The sequence below is a fragment of the Solicola agrisoli genome, from assembly GCF_049059935.1.
Classification (GTDB): domain Bacteria; phylum Actinomycetota; class Actinomycetes; order Propionibacteriales; family Nocardioidaceae; genus JAURVT01.
The window spans coordinates 16,041-32,385 of record NZ_JBMGQR010000052.1 but is presented as its reverse complement, the minus strand read 5'-3'; the positions used below and the strand labels follow the sequence as shown (position 1 = coordinate 32,385).

Genomic DNA, 16,345 nt, shown 5'->3' with positions numbered 1-16,345 from the left:
ACCGACGACGCACGGACCCTGATGAACGGCGGCGGCAACGTCGTCGAGACCGACGGCACCAAGATCGGGAAGATCGGTCAGATCTTCCTCGACGACCACACCGGCGAGCCCGAGTGGGTCACCGTCTCCACGGGCATGTTCGGCACCGCCGAATCGTTCGTGCCGCTCTCCCAGGCGTCGGTGTCGGGCAACGACCTGACGGTCGGGTTCGACAAGGCCATGGTCAAGGACGCTCCCCGCGTCGACGCCAACGGCCACCTCGACCCCTCAGAGGAGCAGCAGCTGTACACCTACTACGGCCTGAGCGGCGACAGCGAAGCAGCGGCAGCGATGCACCCGTCCGGCCAGTCCGACACCGGCCGGCGCAACGCCGACGACCCGAACGGCACCGACACCCACGACCGTCGTGACCGCGCCGGTGAGCCCGGTATCGTCGGGCAGGACACCTCGGGTCCGACCACCGACGACGCGATGACCCGCTCGGAGGAGCAGCTCCGTGTTGGCACCGAGAACGTCGAGACTGGCAAGGCCCGTCTGCGCAAGTACGTCGTCACCGAGAACGTCACGCAGACCGTGCCGGTCTCGCACGAGGAGGTGCGGATCGAGCGCGAGCCGATCACCGACGCCAACCGCGGCTACGCCACCTCCGGTGGCGACATCACCGAGGAGGAGCACGAGGTGACGCTGCACGCCGAGCGCCCTGTCGTGGACAAGGAGGTCGTCGCCCAGGAGCGGGTCAAGCTCGACACCCGCACCGTGACCGACGAGGCCCAGATCGACGAGACGCTCCGCAAGGAGCAGATCGACACCGAGGGCACGAGCGATGACGGCATCGACGTCGACGGCGATGGCCGGCTCGACACCGACCGCAAGGGCTGACCCAGCCCGCACGACGAGGTGGTGGGTGCTGCGCGTGGCCGCGCAGCACCCATGTCACACCTCCACCCCTCGACTCACCACCACACCAGGAGCATTGATGAGCCCGGACAAGAACGCGGGAGCCAGCCGGCTGTCCCGCGGACACGACGACGACCACAGCCCCGAGGGCGGCCACGACGACACCGGCCGCCCCGGCACGGCCAGCCGCAAGGAGGTCGTCGACCACGAGCAGGACGAGCACGGCGGCATCAAGATCGGGTCGGCCTTCTTCGGCTGGCTGACCGCCACCGGCATGACGATCATCCTCACCGCGATCCTCGCCGCCGCCGGCACCGCCGTCGGCGTGGCCAGCAACAAGAACGTCGACCAGGTCACCCAGCAGGCCTCCAGCAGCTCGAGCACCATCGGCATCGTCGGCGGGATCGTGCTGCTCGTCATCCTGCTCGTCGCCTACTACTGCGGCGGCTACGTCGCCGGCCGCATGGCCCGCTTCAACGGCCTCAAGCAGGGTCTCGCGGTCTGGCTGTGGGCCGTCGTCATCGCGGTCGTCGTCGCCGTCGTCGGCGCGATCGCCGGTGCGAAGTACGACGTCCTGTCGACGCTGAACAGCTTCCCGCGCATCCCCGTCTCGACCAGCGACCTGACGACCGGCGGCATCATCGCGCTCGTCGCCGTCGCCCTCGCGGCCCTCGTCGGCGCCCTCCTCGGTGGGCTCGCCGGCATGCGCTTCCACCGCAAGGTCGACAGGACCGGGCTCGGACGCTGAGAGAACAGTTCTGCCACTGACCTTCTCGGGTCCCGATCGTGCCCGGGGCGAGCCCCATCTCGCCCCGGGCGCTGCACCCCACACCAACCACGAAGGAGAGGCACCATGAACATCGACAAGAGCCAGATCGTCGACATGCTGAAGTCCAAGGGCGACCACGACAAAGCCGAGAAGGCCAAGTCAGAACTGCCCGACAAAGTCGACACCGATAAGGACTCGGGCCTGCTGTCCAAGCTCGGCATCGACCCCAAGGACCTGCCCGGCGGCGGCCTGGCCTCCAAGGTCGGTCTCTGATGGCTTCCCGTGGAGGCGGCCAGGTCGCTGCGGACGACAAGCTCGCCGTGCGCCAGCTCAGCCACTACCAGTTCTCCTGGGTTGCTGGCACCGCCGGCGGGCCGGGCACCTGGACGATGCAGTTGGTGCTGGACCAAGGCGCCCGCGAGGAGGTCTTGACGATCAACGCCGAGGATCAGGACAACCTGCAGGACCTGCTGTCCACCGCCGGCACGGTCTTCTTCGACACCGCCAGCCGGACGCTCCTGTTCGGCACCACCTCAGTGGGCAGCCACTCAGCCTGACCGGCGTGCCGGGCTCGGGCCCGGCACCACCCTTGGCCAGCGGCCCGACTGTGCTGTGTGAACACCCCCCCAGACCCCCCGAGCAGAGCCCGAGGTCTCAAGTGAAAATTTATCGGCGCGCATGGGCCACCGGGTCGACAACACTGCTCGCGGCCGGAATGGTGCTGTGCCTCGTCCTGGTCCCGACCGGAGTCTGGGCCAGCCTGGGTCTGCTCACCGGCTGCGCCGCGTTCGCCGCACATCACCAAGGTCGCGCGTGGGCCTCACAGGCACGGGTTGACCTGGTCACCAGTGCGGCCGCGGTCAGCGGTGCCGTCACCTTCGTCATCGCACTATGGGGTTTCGCGGCCGTCTCGGCGGGGCTCGCGCTGGGTGCAGCTCTGGCCATCGCCCTGTTCGGACTTCCGGTCGTGCTGATGTCCGACCTCGGCCAGCACCTCTGGGCGCGCTACCGACGGCCGCACCCCATTCCTCCACCTCGCAATCTCGCGGCGTCGGGAGCGGCCGATCGCGAACCACAGTTTCGCCGAATGATCGAACGCCAGCTGCGAGAGAACATGCCCTCGTGGAGCGACGACGAGCTGTGTTGGCACTGGCGCTCCAGCTACACCCGTCTGCACCGCGCCACCCCCATGGTGCGCTGCACCATCGTCCTGGAGCGGCAGCTGTGTCTCGACGAGCTTGAACGCCGACACCCATCAGGCGTAGCAGCGTGGCTGGCCTCAGGTGCACGAGCAGCGGGCAACCCCGCCCCCTATCTCACTCGAACCCCGCACCACGACGACCACGGCAGCCCGCCATGACCACCGGTCAGCCCATGCCCCTCACGACAGCCGACACCGCATGATCAGCCTCGTTTACCTGTGCCTGCGAACTGTCGGGTCGATCGTCATCGCGACCCGCAACGTGATGGTCGGCGCACGTCGTCGCACCCCACGTCCGATCGGTCTGGCCCTGCGCACGGGTCATACCTTCGGGGCCACGGCCTACTCACTGAGCCACGGGGACCTCACCCACAGTGACGCCACCGTGGACCACCCATGGGCTGCCAAGCCTGCGGGCGTCGAGATATCACCGTCTCGCTCGTCACCGCCGGTGGACCACGGGTCCACGACTTCGAGAACAGGCCCGTGTTCATCTTTCGGTACAACCCCTTGATGCGGCGGACCTCAGCGAGGGACCTCCACCAGGCCGTTCTGGTAGGCCCAGACCGCCGCGTGCAGCCGGGACTTCACCCCGAGCTTGGGCAGCATCCGGGCCAGGTGGGACTTGACGGTGGACACCTCGACGACGAGGCTGCGGGCGATCTCCTCGTTCGACATACCTTCGGCCAGCAGCAGCAGGATGTCCTGCTCACGCGGGGTGAGCAGCTCGGCGGCGCGAGCCGCGGTGACCGGCAGCGTGCGGCGCCGACTGACCAGCTCGGTGAGCACGCGCCTGATCAGCTCGTCGGCGAGCGTGCCGTTGCCGGCGGCCACCGAGCGGATGGCCGCGGTGACGTCGTCGGGCTCGGCGTCCTTGAGCAGGAAGCCCGATGCGCCGGCCTCCAGGGCACCGAAGAGGTACTCGTCGATGTCGAACGTCGTCAAGATGAGCACCGGCACCGGGTCTGCGACGTCCGGTCCGGTCAGCGCACGGGTGGCCTGGATGCCATCGGTGCCGGGCATGCGGATGTCCAGGCAGGCGATGTCGGGGTGCAGGCGCCGGGCCGCCTCGATCGCGGCGGCGCCGTCGCCGACCGCGGCCACGACCTCGAGGTCGGGCTCGGCGCCGATGAGGGTGGTGAGCCCGGTGCGCACCAGGGGCTGGTCGTCGGCGACGATGACGCGGATCATGGGCCGTCCTTTGATGGTGTCGGTGCCGGCGGCTCGGGCGACGTCTGCTCGACCGGCAGGACCAGCTCGACCAGCCAGCCGCCGTCGGGGGTGGGGCCGACGGAGAGGTCGGCGCCGGTGAGGTCGGCGCGCTCGCGCATCCCGACCAGCCCGAAGCCGCCGTGCGGCCCCTCGCGGGTGCCACGTGCGGGCCCGCTGCGGACGGTGACGACCACGCGGGCGGGGTCGTGCGCGTCGAGGGTGACCTCGGCCGCCGCACCCGGCGCGTGGCGGGCGGCGTTGACCAGGGCCTCCTGGACCGTGCGGTACGCCGAAAGCTGGGACAGTGGCCCGACGCCGCTCGCCACCGGGCGGCCGTCGGGCCGACTGTGGACCGTCAGGCTCACCTCCGCGCCGGTGCGGCGCGCCGTCTTCACGAGCCCGGACACGCCGGCCAGGGACTCCTCGCCCACCAGGCCGGCGGCGCCCGATCCTGTCATGTCCTCGCGCAGCAGGACCACGAGCCGGCGCAGGTCGCGCAGCGTCTCGCGGCTGTGCGCGCGGACCTCCTGGACCGCGCGCTTGGCGCCCTCGGGGTCGGTGTCGATCTGTCGGCCAATGGCGCCGGTCATCACCGCGATCCCGGACAGGTGGTGGGCGGCGATGTCGTGCAGCTCGCGCGCCATCGCGGTCCGCTCGCGGGCCACGGCGACCTCGACGAGCGCGGCCTGCTCCCGCCGTAGCGCGAGGACCTCCCGCTCGCGAGAGTCGGTGGCCTGGCGCCGCGAGCGCACCAGCACGGCGACCAGGACGGCGCCGCCGACGCTGCCGATGCCCTGGACCAGGGACCCGACGACGGCCGCGCCGATCTCGACCTCGCCCTGGTCGTGGGGCAGAAGCTGGCTCAGCAGCTGGCCGAGCGCAATGAGGGCCGCGCCCGCAGCCGGCGCCGGCCACAGCCGCTCCAGTGGGACGGCCAGTACGGCGCGGTAGGCCGCGACGAGCACGGCGACGGTGGTGACGCCGATGAGCGACTGCAGACCCACCACGGCACCGGCTGGCGCCCCGAGGGCGACGACCACCAGGACGGCGCGCGGCGCCGCCGGCTGTCGCACCAGGAACCCGGCCTGCAGGGTCACGACGCCGAGGCCGAGCCACCACGGACCAGAGCCCAGGCCAGGCACGTCCGCGAGGTCGGGGTCACCGGCCGACACGAGCGGCAGCACGACCATGAGTAGGACGGCAACGGCCCAGGTGGCGGACGCCGTCGTGAGCCGCACCGCCCTCACCTGCACGGCGTCAGTCTCCCATCTTCGTCAGGTGGTGAGTGCGCACTACAGCGCCCGGGTACCCCAGGCGACCTCGCGTGGCCACCAGGAGGATGGCCGCCGCGATCGCCGCGGCCAGCAGCAGGGCGCGCTGGAGGTCGGCGCCGCCGAGGCCGGGGAAGGTGTCGCTCCACGCGATCGACGCGGTGTTGTTGACGCTGACGTGGAGCAGCATGGCCAGGGGCACGCTCTGGCCGGTGCGGTTGAAGACCCAGGTCATCACGACGTTGAAGCAGCAGGTGAAGGCCAGGAACACGACCACGTCCACCCACGTCGAGTCCCCGCCGGCCCAGTCCGTGAGGAACAGCGGCAGGTGCCAGGCTCCCCACAGCGGACCGAGGATCGCCGCGGCGCCGAGTGGACCGAACCGGTCCTGCAGGCGCGGCAGCGCGAAGTCACGCCAGCCCGGCTCTTCGGCCAGGCCCGTCGTCAGCACCTGCATGACCAGGCCGGGCACCAGCGCGATCAGCACGAGGGCGCCGGGTGCGGTGGGAGTGCCGCCCATCACGGTCGTCGCCAGGACCATGACGAGCGGGACGCCCAGCAGGGTCGCTGCGTACCAGCGCCACCCCACGCGCCAGCGCAGCATCCGACCTAGCCACGTCCGTAGCCCCAGACGTCCCTGGGTGACCGCGGTGATCAGCACGGCCGCGCCGATCGGTCCGAGATAGGCGCCGGGCAGCACACCGGTGAGCTGGGACAAGCCGTCGCCACCGGGGAACGTGAAGTCCCAGACACCCAGCCCGTTCTGGGAGAGCACGTACGGCGTCCACGCCACCCAGCTGGCCAAGTTGGCGAGAAGAAAGAAGGACAACAGTGGGTGTGTGCTCAAGACACCGCGCCAGACCGGGTCGCGAGTCATCTGCGTCGAGGTCGCGTCGAGATTCGTCATCGTCATGCCGACGACGCTATGCAAGCACGAGCGCATCCTCGAGATGCTTTGGGACGAGCGGGCAACTTTGCATCTTTGGACGCAACGTGGCCTCGAGTGCGGAAACACAAAGCCGAACAGGTGAGCGTTGACGCTGAGGACGCTCGTCATGGCCCACTACGCTTGACACGGCAACCCCCACGGTTGCATTCATATGCGTCCGCGTGGTCATCAACGCTCACCTTCGATGCCGCCGCCGACGTGGGCATGGCGCGGGGCCCGATCAGGGCCCGAGCCCGGGTGCGAGTTCGTCGGTCCGACACGCGGGGTGGCGCGCTGACGAACGTCCCACTCAGATCCCCGGCCGGGTGGACGCATGACCTTCGCCGCCTGGCCTGAGACCCCCTCCCCCAGCGACTGCTCGCGCTGCTCAGACGATGCGCTCGACGGGGTGCTTGCTGTCATACATCCGCAAGTCAGCGAGGTGCAGCAGAGGCCCGAAGCCGTTCCCGTCCTGGTTACTGATGCTGATGCCCACGCTGGTAGTGATGGTCACCTGCGTCTCGCCAACCACGACGGGCTGGGCGATGTGCGCCTGCACGAGCTCGGCGATGCGTCGTGCGTCGTCCTGGGCTGTGCGGGCGTCGAGGTCGATCAGGGCGATCAAGAACTCGTCACCGCCGAGTCGGGCGAGCAGATCGGTGTGCCGGAGCTGGCTGCGCAGCCGGCGTGCGACGACCTGGAGCAGCTGGTCACCGACGGCGTGCCCGTAGGTGTCGTTGACGGGCTTGAACTGGTCCAGGTCGAGGTAAAGCAGCGCGACCGCTTGCTCGTTCATCGCGGCCTCCAGCAGCGCCGCCTCAACGCGTTCTTCCAGGCGACGTCGGTTCAGCAGACCGGTGAGGGGATCGGTGCTCGCGATGGTCTCGATACGGTCGAGGTACCGGGTGGCCCGCTCTCGCTCGAGCCGCAACCTGCGCTCGGCCTCGACTCGATCGGTGACGTCGTTCTGCACCCCGATGTACTGCACCACTCGACCGTCGTCGTCGTGGACCGGTGACAGGTGCACCTCGTTCCACCACGGCACCTGTTGCGGCCCGCGATAGTTGACGATGGTCTCGCGAGCCTCCTCGCCGCGCTCGATGGCCTCAGCCAGCCGTCGCACGGCACCCCGGTCGGTGTCCTCACCCTGCATGAATCGGCAGTTGCGACCGAGGAGATCGGTGGCACGTACCCCAGAGAGCAGCTCAAAGGCGCGGTTCACATAGATCAACGGATAGTCGGGGGCGAGCATGTCGGCAATTGCCACCCCGTTGCTGGTCGCCGCCAGCGCTCGGTGCAGCACCGCGGGAGCGAGCTCGGCGGCGGGCTCAACCTCGGCGGCGGATTCACACGGCGTGACCGACGCGGCGACCGTCGTCGCCGGTGCGGGTTCCACCGAGCGAGGACGGACCCGTGCCAAGAGCTGCCGGCTCGCCGAGACGACCGTCTCGCGGTCGTAGGTCAGGGCATACTCGAACATGCGGTCTCGATCGGGACCGGTGTCGCCCAGGTCGCGAGCGAGCAGCGCCGCTGCGAAGTGCGGCCCTAGCACCACGACGTCCCACTCGTGGCGCACCGGGTCCCCCAGAGCCAGATCGGCGCCTCGGACACCGGGCGCCGGTTCGGCGGACAACCCCTCGCCCACCGCACACACGAAACCGACTCGGCGGACCAGGTCCAGGTATCGGGACACCGTCGCGGGGGTGAAGTGTCGGCGCTCCTGGAAGGTCGAGGTGACGACGCAGGTCTCACCGGCGCGCATGGCTTCGCGCTCGAGCTGCTTGCTGACCTCGATCAACAACGACTTGGGTGAGCGACGAAGCGCGGTCCCGACCGGGAGGCACTCGAACGGCGAGCGGGCACCGTGGTCTGGCTCGGAGTCCGTGAGCACGAGCTCACCGGTCGGCAGACCTGACGCGAGGGTCGCGGCCGGTCGTCCGAACATCCAGCCCTGGCCCACCGTCGCGCCCAGACCCAGTGCCATCTGCAGGTGCTGCTCGTCCTCGATCCCCTCGGCGAGCAGCACGGCGCCTGACCTCTCGGCGTAGGCATTGACCGCGTTCATGATCTCGGCCACCGCCGGCCCCGGACGCTGCTGCACCAGGCGCAGGTCCAGCTTGACCACGTCGGGTCGCAACAGCGGCATGAAGGCCAGCGAGGCTGGCTCGGCGCCGACGTCGTCCAACGCCACGCGCCATCCCAGCTCTTTGACGCGCCCGACGGTCTGCAGCAACTCGGCCGGGCGGCTCGCAAGAGCCCGCTCCGTGATCTCTAGGACCACCCGCAACTCAGATGGCGACCCGTCCGCAATCGTCATCAGCTGATCGAGCGCCGCCCCGTTGAGGACCTCAGGCTCGATGTTCACGAAAAGCGTCAGGGGTGCTGCCAGGCCCAGCTCCACCGCCCCATGCATCGCAGCCGCGCGGCATGCGGCGTCGAGCTCTGCCAGGCATCCGGCCTCGGTCGCAGCCGAGAAGAGCGCCAACGGACCAGCGAGTGGGCCTTCGGGACCGCGTGCAAGGGCCTCGTACCCGACGACCTCACCGGTCTCGAGCCTCACGATCGGCTGGTAGACGCTGCGCACCCCACCGTCGCGAATCAGATCGCCAATCACGACCAACGCACCCCCAAGACCGGCCCCGCGCATCACGGAACATCGACCGAGCCTGCTGTTCCAAGCCCGACTACTCCATTCGACAACATGACGGTCAACTTGAGAAGTTCGCTAGGTAGAGGTCTCGGATGCGGACCCAAGGGCGCTCGTCGACGGTTTGGAAGCACCATCGCCAGACTTCCGACAGGTTTCGGGCAACCAGTAGAAAGAGCACCCCGGTTCGATCCTTACCGCGGCTGTGAGCAGCCTCCGCGCTGCAGCACGTTGCCAAGAAGAACTCCTCACTGCGGACCGATGATCTCCCCAGCCACACCACGGCGGCCGACCCAGTCATGCTGATCGGCGAGAAGGCGGTCACCAGGTAAGCGGCCATATCTCCGCATCTAGAGTCGGCCCCACCCCCATTGACCGGCGAGAGACCGACGCGACCAGTCGGGTAGTGGTGTGACCAAGACCATCAAAGTCTGAACAACACCGGTGTAAGCCTGACTCACTCTGACTATTTTTGTGTAGTCAACCTCAATATTGGCGAAATTTTCTCCTCCGCATGGATGGGAGTCGGCGCACGATAGTTACATGCTCAACGACCTGTCCCCCGGTGCCGTCCGCGGTACCGCCCACGCACACCCCGCGGACCACGATCTGGTCAGCTCGCACCTGGCGCTGGTCGGTCACCTCGTGCGCGAAGTCCACGGCCGCGTCCCTCGGCACGTGGACCGCGACGACCTCACCGGCGCAGGCTACGAGGCGCTCGTCTTGGCCGCTCGTGCCTGGGACGCTCAGCGCGGGGTGAGCTTCGCGCGCTATGCCAGCGTCCGTATACGGGGCGCTCTGCTGGACCAACTTCGCGGGCTTGACTGGGCAAGCCGCTCAGTGCGGCGGCGCGCCCGCGACATCGACCACACCCGAAGCCGCCTCGCGGTCGAACTGGGCCGAAACCCATCCGACACCGAGCTGTCCCAGGCCACCGGACTGTCCATCGCAGGGTTGAGCTCGCAGGCCGCCGATCTGGCCCGTTCGGTGGTCCTGTCTACACAGGCCTTCGACGACGAGCAGCTCGACGGCCTCGTGTCGCGTCACGCGGTGGACCCTCTCGCTGTGGTCGAGAACCGCGAGAAGATGGCCTACCTCGCCGATGCGGTCGCCACTCTTCCTGATCGGTTGCGAGCGGTGGTGGAGGGAACGTTCTTCCATGACCGGACGCTGGTCGACCTCGCCGGCGAGCTGGGCGTATCGGAGTCCCGGGTCTGCCAGCTGCGAGTCGAGGCCCTGGGCCTGCTCAAGGAGGCAATGAACCACGCGTTGGAGCCGGACCTCGTCGCGACCACCGAACGCCCCCACGGGTGCGCGGCGCGCCGCCGGGACGCCTACTTCGCCGAGGTCGCGGCTCACCGCACCTTCCGCGAGCGACTGTCCCCGACACCAACGCGGACCGACGTCGCCTGACGGCTCGACATGAACCCCACCACTACCCACCCCGGCCCATCGGTGGCGGGTCGCGCTCAGCGCCCGACCGATGACCTCGCGGCCTCCCCAGTGCCGCTGCACACCGCAGTCGTTGCCCGCCAACCCATCGTCGACCGTGACGGCGCCATCGTTGCGTACGAGCTGCTCTTCCGGTCTGACGACCCAGCGGACTACCAGCGATCTGGGGAGCACAAGACGCTGCAGGTGATCACTGGGACGATCGCCGCAGGTATTGAGCGCATGAGCCAGAAGACTCGGTTGTTCTGCAACGCCGACCGCGGCGTGCTGACCGGCGAGACACCTCTCGTCCTGCCACCACACTCGACGACCATCGAAGTGCTGGAGACCGTGTCGATCGACGACGAGGTGGTCGCAGGGTGCCGCGCCCTGATCGCCCAGGGGTATCAGATCGCGCTTGACGACTTCGTGTGGGCGCCCAGGATCGAGGAGCTGCTGGGCTTGGCGAGCGTCGTCAAGATCGATCTCGTCGCGAACGACCGCGACCACGTTCTGGACTTGGTCGCTCGCTGCCGCCCGCTCGGCCCGGCCTTGCTGGCAGAGAAGGTGGAGACCCCAGAGCAGCTCGCCTGGGCCAAGGACGTGGGTTTCGACCTGTTCCAGGGGTACGTCATCGACCGCCCCCAGGTGATCCGTGCGGATGCGCTCGCCCCCTCGACGCTGACGATGGTGCAGCTCGCGGCTCATCTGGCGAGCACCGACGTCGACTTCGGCGACCTGGAAGCCGTTCTTCGCTCCGATCCGAGCCTGAGCCTGCAGGTGCTTCAGCTGGCCGCCTTCGGGGCCGATGGCGGGATGAAGCGGGCCGTTCGAAGCGTGCACGAGGCGTTGGTCCTGATGGGCACGTCGCTGGTGGCCAAGTGGGCGTCGCTCGCGTTGCTCAGTGCCACTCCAGTGGCTGCTCCAGACGGATACCTGCTCTGCCTGGTGCGTGCTCGGGCCTGCGAGCTCCTGGCCAGGGCCGATTCCAGTGCCGACGAGGACTTCGCTTTCACCGCCGGCCTGCTGTCCAGCCTGGACCTGTTGCTCGGTGTGCCCGCTTCTGAGCTGGCCGGGCTACTCGAGATCGACCACGTGATCAAGGCCGCCGCCTTCGACAAGCAAGGCGTCGTGGGCGAGATCGTCGCGCGCGTCGCTGCGTACGAACTCAGTGGCACCAAGCAGAACAACCGACCGGCCGACAGCCTGGATCTACTGCTTGCCCAGGCGTTCGCATGGGCCCTGGACCAACTCCACCTGGTCGCCCCGGATCGGCCCTGAGCCCCGGCCGGCAAACAACCTCAACCCCGACTACGGATTTCCTCAAGGTTCGATCAACACACCCGATCAGGACTTGTGCAGTCACGGATGACTAGGCAAAGGCAGACTCATGGATGACGTCGACGAGATCGTCGCGGAGTTTCTCGTGGAGAGCTACGAGAACCTCGACCAGCTCGATCGCGACCTCGTGTCGCTCGAGCAGGACCCAGGCTCACGTGAGCTGTTGTCGAGCATCTTTCGCACCATCCACACGATCAAGGGCACCAGCGGATTTCTTGCCTTCGGTCGCCTCGAGTCGGTGACGCACGTCGGCGAGCACCTGCTGTCCGAGCTGCGGGACGCCAAGCGTGACATGACCCAGTCCACGGCGAGTGCACTGCTGGCCATGGTCGACACCGTCCGTCTTCTGTTGGCAGCCATCGAAAGCACCGGCGACGAAGGTGACGTCGACGTCGCTGCGACCGTGCAGGCGCTCGAAGCCATTCGTGACGGCGACGGTGCCCCGGAAACCGGCACAGGCACGATGCCGCCACCGCACGTCGACCCTCCAGCTCCGAGCTCGACGGACGTCGACCCGCTGGTCCAGTCCGACACCCCCACCACGAGCGTGACCGAGCCGCTCGACGTTATCGAGGTGCCGGCCTCCCCGGTGCCCACCGCCGCTGCGCCGGTCGAAGCGCGGACGTCGGTCGCCGACAGCACCGTGCGCGTGGACGTGGACCTGTTGGACTCCCTGATGGATCTGGTGGGCGAGCTCGTGATCGCTCGCAACCAGATCGTCCGGTGGGCCGGCGACGCACCCGACAGCGACGTCCAGCGCTCGGCCCAGCGGCTGAACCTCGTCGCCTCCGAGCTGCAGGAAGGGGTGATGCGCACGCGCATGCAGTCGGTCGACCAGCTCTGGCAGAAGCTGCCTCGCGTCGTTCGCGACCTCGGAGTGCAGTGCGGCCGCGAGGTCACCTTGACGATGAGCGGAAACGAGACCGAGCTCGACCGGACCGTCCTCGAGGCCATCAAGGACCCTCTCACCCACCTGGTGCGCAACGCCGTCGACCACGGAATCGAGCCACCGGACGTCCGTGTCGCCGCAGGCAAGCCCGCGCAGGGCACCCTGGCCCTGCGCGCCCTCCAGGAGGGCGGGCACGTGGTGCTGGAGATCAGCGACGACGGCGCCGGGATCAACCCCGCTCGGGTGGGCCAGATCGCCGTCGAGCGAGGCGTCGTGACGGCCGAAGAACTCGCACGACTGAACGTGCACGAGACCCAAGAACTCATCTTCCGACCGGGATTCTCGACCGCCTCGTCGGTCACGATGGTCAGCGGCCGAGGCGTCGGCATGGACGTCGTACGCACCAACATCGAGCGCATCGGTGGCACCGTCGACCTGCTGAGCCAGCCGGGGCACGGCACGACGGTCCGGGTGAAGATCCCGTTGACCCTGGCCATCATCCCAGCGCTCCTGGTGGAGAACGGTTCCCTGACCTACGCCATCCCCCAAGCCAACCTGGTCGAGCTGGTCCGGCTCGACACCGAGCGCCAACAGCTGGAACAGGTCGCGGGCGCACCGGTCTACCGCCTGCGCGGCCAGCTGCTGCCGGTGATCGACCTCGCCGAGCAGATGGGGGGCACATCCACCCTCGGGGCGACAGCAGAGCTGAACCTGGTGGTGCTGCACAACGACGGGTTCCAGTTCGGACTGGTCGTCGAGCAGGTGCTCGACACCCAGGAGATCGTGGTCAAGCCCCTCTCCACGCTCCTTGCGCACCTCGACTGCTATGCCGGCGCCTCGGTGATGGGTGATGGCAGCTTGGCCCTCATCCTCGACGTGCGCGGTCTTGCTCACCGCGTCAGCGGCCCGACCACCTCGAGTCGCGCCGCCACGACCGTCGACGGGGACGACGACGACCTCCCTCCCAGCCGTGACCTCCTGGTCGTGTCCCTCGGTGGAGGTGTGACTGCTGCGGTCGATCTGCCCAGTGTCTCGCGGCTCGAGGAGATCGAGGCTAGCGCCATCGAGCAGGCAGGAGACATCCGGGCCGTGCAGTACCGAGGTGGGCTGCTGCCGATCGTCGACCTGCCGCACAGCCTGTCCGTCGGCCCACCTCACGGGGCCATCCTCACCGTGGTGGTGTGCGAGGCCGACGGTGCCACCGTCGGCCTCGTGGTCGACCACGTCATCGACGTCGCGAGCACCACCGACACCGTGAGCCCCTTGGGTCGACGCCGATGGATCGACGGCACGTTGGTGCTGCACGGCAGCCTCACTCAGATCGTGTCGGTGCCGTCCGTGGCAGCCCACATCTATCCCCAGGGGGCCCTCAGTGTCTGAGAACCGACAACTGTGCACGTTCTGGGTCGGGGACCTGTTCCTCGGCATCGACGTCACCCACGTCCAGGAAGTAGTCCGTCCGCAGGCCTTGACCACCGTGCCCCTCGCGCCACCGGTGGTGCGCGGTCTGATCAACCTGCGAGGCCAGATCGTCACGGCGATCGACCTCGCCCAGATGCTCGGCCTGCCGGACCGTCCCCACGATGCCGAGCTCCTCAACGTCGTCATCCGCTCACGCGGCGAGGCCATCAGCCTGCTCGTCGACGCCATCGGCGACGTCATCGAGATCGCCGACGGCACCAGCGCCCCGGTCCCACCCACCGTGCGCACCGAGGTCCGCCGGCTGCTGCAGAACACCTGTCCCCTCCCCGGCCGGCTCCTGCTCGTGCTGGACCCCGACGCCGTCACCGACGACGCCGCTCTGCCCCCTGCCTCCCACGAGCTCGAAGGAGCCTCCGCATGACCATCACCGACACCACCATCCTCAGCCCCACCAACGGCGCCACCTCCTCCACCAACGGGTCGTCGGGCGGACGTGGGGCTCAGCAGGCCACGCGACGCGAGCGCGACGAGGCCATCGCCGACGCCGAGGCCATCGCGGCCGTCGTGGAGTCGCTGATGCGCGCAACGACTCCGCGCGACGCCACGCTTGCTGCCATCGAGTCGATCCGCAGCTCGTTCGGATGGGCCTACGGCTCGTTCTGGCGCATGGACGAGACCACCGGGACGCTACGGTTCGCCAACGACTCTGGCGATGTCACCGACGACTTCCGTCGCGTGACCGAGAGTGCGTCGTTCGCCAAGGGAGTCGGCCTGTCCGGCCGCGCGTGGGCGACCGGCGACCTCGTCTTCGCCCCCGATCTCGGCGAGGTGACCGACTGCGTGCGAGCCCCGGCCGCGACGCGCGCCGGCGTGCGTTCGGGCGTCTGCATGCCGCTGATCGACCCCGCCCACGGCGACCAGGTCATCGGCACCATGGACTTCTTCGCCACCGAGACTCTCACCCCGTCGCAGAACCGATTGAACGCGCTGCGCACGGTCGGCCGGCTCCTGAGCCAGACCCTCTCAGCCCTGCACGCAGCCGAGACCAGCGGCGAGGTCGCCGCCGACGCGCAGGCGGTCAGCACCGTGCTGTCGGCGCTCGAGCCGGTCAACACGATCGAGGACGCCGCACAGGCGGCCCTCGACGCTGTTCGCAGCGCCTTCGGCTGGGCCTACGGGTCGTACTGGGCCATCGACCACCGCGATCAGGCGCTGCACTTCGCCGTCGAGTCCGGCACCGCGGGCGAGGAGTTCCGGCGCGTGACGCAGTCCGCCAGCTTCGCCGAGGGCGTCGGCCTCTCGGGGCGGGCTTGGCGCAACCGCGACCTGATCTTCACCCCCGACATCGCCGAGCTCACCGACTGCGTCCGTGTCCCGGCGGCCCGTGGCGCCGGAGTCAAGTCAGGGGTCTGCTTCCCGATCCAGGTCTCCGGCGAGGTGGTGGGGACGATGGACTTCTTCGCCACAGAGGTCCTCGACCTCTCCCCCGCCCGCCTGGACGCTCTGCGCGGGGTGGGACGGCTGGTGAGCCAGCGCATGGAGCGCCTGGACCGGGTGGAGCGGATGTCGGCGACGTCGTCCACCCTCGCCGCTGCGAGCGAGGAGCTGACCGCGGTGTCCGAGCAGATGAGCGGCAACGCCGAGCGGACGTTGCAGCAGGCGCAGTCGACGTCGTCGGCCGCTGACCAGGTGAGCGCCAACATCCAGACCGTCGCCGCCGCGGCCGAGGAGATGACAGCCAGCATCAGCGAGATCGCCAAGAACGCCTCCGACGCCGCCGGCGTCGCCAGCTCGGCAGTCGTCACGGCTCGTGACGCCTCGGCCACCGTCACCAACCTCGGCAACTCCTCGGCCGAGATCGGCCAGGTCATCAAGGTGATCACCTCGATCGCCCAGCAGACGAACCTGCTGGCCTTGAACGCGACCATCGAGGCTGCCCGAGCCGGTGAGGCTGGCAAGGGCTTCGCGGTCGTGGCCAACGAGGTCAAGGAGCTGGCCAAGGAGACGGCCAGAGCCACCGAGGACATCAGCGCCAAGATCGAGGCCATCCAGAACGACACCCGAGGAGCGGTCGACGCCATCGGTGCGATCTCGGACGTCATCGACCGCATCAGCGAGATCCAGGGGACGATCGCCGCAGCGGTCGAGGAGCAGACCGCCACCACGAACGAGATCTCCCGGTCGGTCACCCAGGCGGCCACCCGCAGCACCGAGATCGTCGACGGTGTGGGCATCGTCGTGGAGGCGGCCAGCGGCACCTCGACCGGCGCCAACGACACCCGCGTGGCCGCCGGCGAGCTCGCCAAGCTCGCCGCCGAGCTGCAGTCGCTGGTGTGA

14 protein-coding genes are annotated in these 16,345 nt (G+C 68.9%); 10 read left to right on the top strand and 4 right to left on the bottom strand.

Annotation, left to right across the window (positions count from 1 at the left end; translation table 11 throughout):
* The 5 genes from ACI6PP_RS16480 to ACI6PP_RS16460 all read left to right on the top strand — a co-directional run.
* A partial coding sequence (locus ACI6PP_RS16480) for a DUF2382 domain-containing protein (protein WP_421112702.1) occupies nt 1-879 on the top strand: 879 nt, incomplete at its 5' end.
* Between the two features lie 97 nt (nt 880-976).
* Complete coding sequence (locus ACI6PP_RS16475) at nt 977-1,645, top strand: hypothetical protein (RefSeq protein ID WP_421112701.1); 669 nt, start codon at nt 977-979, stop codon at nt 1,643-1,645.
* A 105-nt stretch (nt 1,646-1,750) separates the two neighbouring features.
* Entirely contained in the window at nt 1,751-1,939 is a 189-nt protein-coding gene (locus ACI6PP_RS16470; RefSeq protein WP_421112700.1) for a hypothetical protein, read from the top strand.
* Complete coding sequence (locus ACI6PP_RS16465) at nt 1,939-2,223, top strand: hypothetical protein (RefSeq protein WP_421112699.1); 285 nt, start codon at nt 1,939-1,941, stop codon at nt 2,221-2,223. Before ACI6PP_RS16470 ends, ACI6PP_RS16465 begins: the two co-directional genes overlap by 1 nt.
* A gap of 101 nt (nt 2,224-2,324) precedes the next feature.
* Complete coding sequence (locus tag ACI6PP_RS16460) at nt 2,325-3,026, top strand: hypothetical protein (RefSeq protein ID WP_421112698.1); 702 nt, start codon at nt 2,325-2,327, stop codon at nt 3,024-3,026.
* Nucleotides 3,027-3,392: 366 nt separating this feature from the next.
* Here the strand turns inward: ACI6PP_RS16460 and ACI6PP_RS16455 are convergent, their stop codons facing one another.
* The 4 genes from ACI6PP_RS16455 to ACI6PP_RS16440 form a co-directional block, all read right to left on the bottom strand.
* Nucleotides 3,393-4,058, bottom strand: coding sequence for a response regulator (locus ACI6PP_RS16455; protein ID WP_421112697.1), 666 nt, complete (start codon nt 4,056-4,058; stop codon nt 3,393-3,395).
* Entirely contained in the window at nt 4,055-5,317 is a 1,263-nt protein-coding gene (locus ACI6PP_RS16450) for a sensor histidine kinase (protein ID WP_421112696.1), read from the bottom strand. The genes ACI6PP_RS16455 and ACI6PP_RS16450 overlap by 4 nt, the downstream gene beginning before the upstream one ends.
* A 19-nt stretch (nt 5,318-5,336) precedes the next feature.
* A complete protein-coding gene (locus tag ACI6PP_RS16445) occupies nt 5,337-6,155 on the bottom strand; it encodes a CPBP family intramembrane glutamic endopeptidase (RefSeq protein ID WP_421112695.1) in 819 nt (272 codons plus the stop codon).
* 511 nt (nt 6,156-6,666) lie between these two features.
* Nucleotides 6,667-8,892: a diguanylate cyclase domain-containing protein gene (locus ACI6PP_RS16440; protein ID WP_421112694.1), complete on the bottom strand. Its 2,226-nt coding sequence runs from the start codon at nt 8,890-8,892 to the stop codon at nt 6,667-6,669.
* A 576-nt stretch (nt 8,893-9,468) separates the two neighbouring features.
* Here ACI6PP_RS16440 and ACI6PP_RS16435 point away from each other — a divergent pair.
* The 5 genes from ACI6PP_RS16435 to ACI6PP_RS16415 all read left to right on the top strand — a co-directional run bounded on the left by ACI6PP_RS16435 (nt 9,469) and on the right by ACI6PP_RS16415 (nt 16,345).
* On the top strand, nt 9,469-10,338 hold the full coding sequence (locus ACI6PP_RS16435; protein ID WP_421112693.1) for a sigma-70 family RNA polymerase sigma factor: 870 nt from the start codon (nt 9,469-9,471) through the stop codon (nt 10,336-10,338).
* Nucleotides 10,339-10,347: 9 nt separating this feature from the next.
* Nucleotides 10,348-11,637 carry an EAL and HDOD domain-containing protein gene (locus ACI6PP_RS16430; protein WP_421112692.1) on the top strand — a complete coding sequence of 430 codons (1,290 nt, stop codon included), beginning with the start codon at nt 10,348-10,350 and terminating at the stop codon, nt 11,635-11,637.
* 109 nt (nt 11,638-11,746) lie between these two features.
* Complete coding sequence (locus ACI6PP_RS16425; RefSeq protein ID WP_421112691.1) at nt 11,747-13,966, top strand: chemotaxis protein CheW; 2,220 nt, start codon at nt 11,747-11,749, stop codon at nt 13,964-13,966.
* Nucleotides 13,959-14,429: a chemotaxis protein CheW gene (locus tag ACI6PP_RS16420; protein ID WP_421112690.1), complete on the top strand. Its 471-nt coding sequence runs from the start codon at nt 13,959-13,961 to the stop codon at nt 14,427-14,429. The genes ACI6PP_RS16425 and ACI6PP_RS16420 overlap by 8 nt, the downstream gene beginning before the upstream one ends.
* Nucleotides 14,426-16,345, top strand: coding sequence for a GAF domain-containing protein (locus ACI6PP_RS16415; RefSeq protein WP_421112689.1), 1,920 nt, complete (start codon nt 14,426-14,428; stop codon nt 16,343-16,345). The genes ACI6PP_RS16420 and ACI6PP_RS16415 overlap by 4 nt, the downstream gene beginning before the upstream one ends.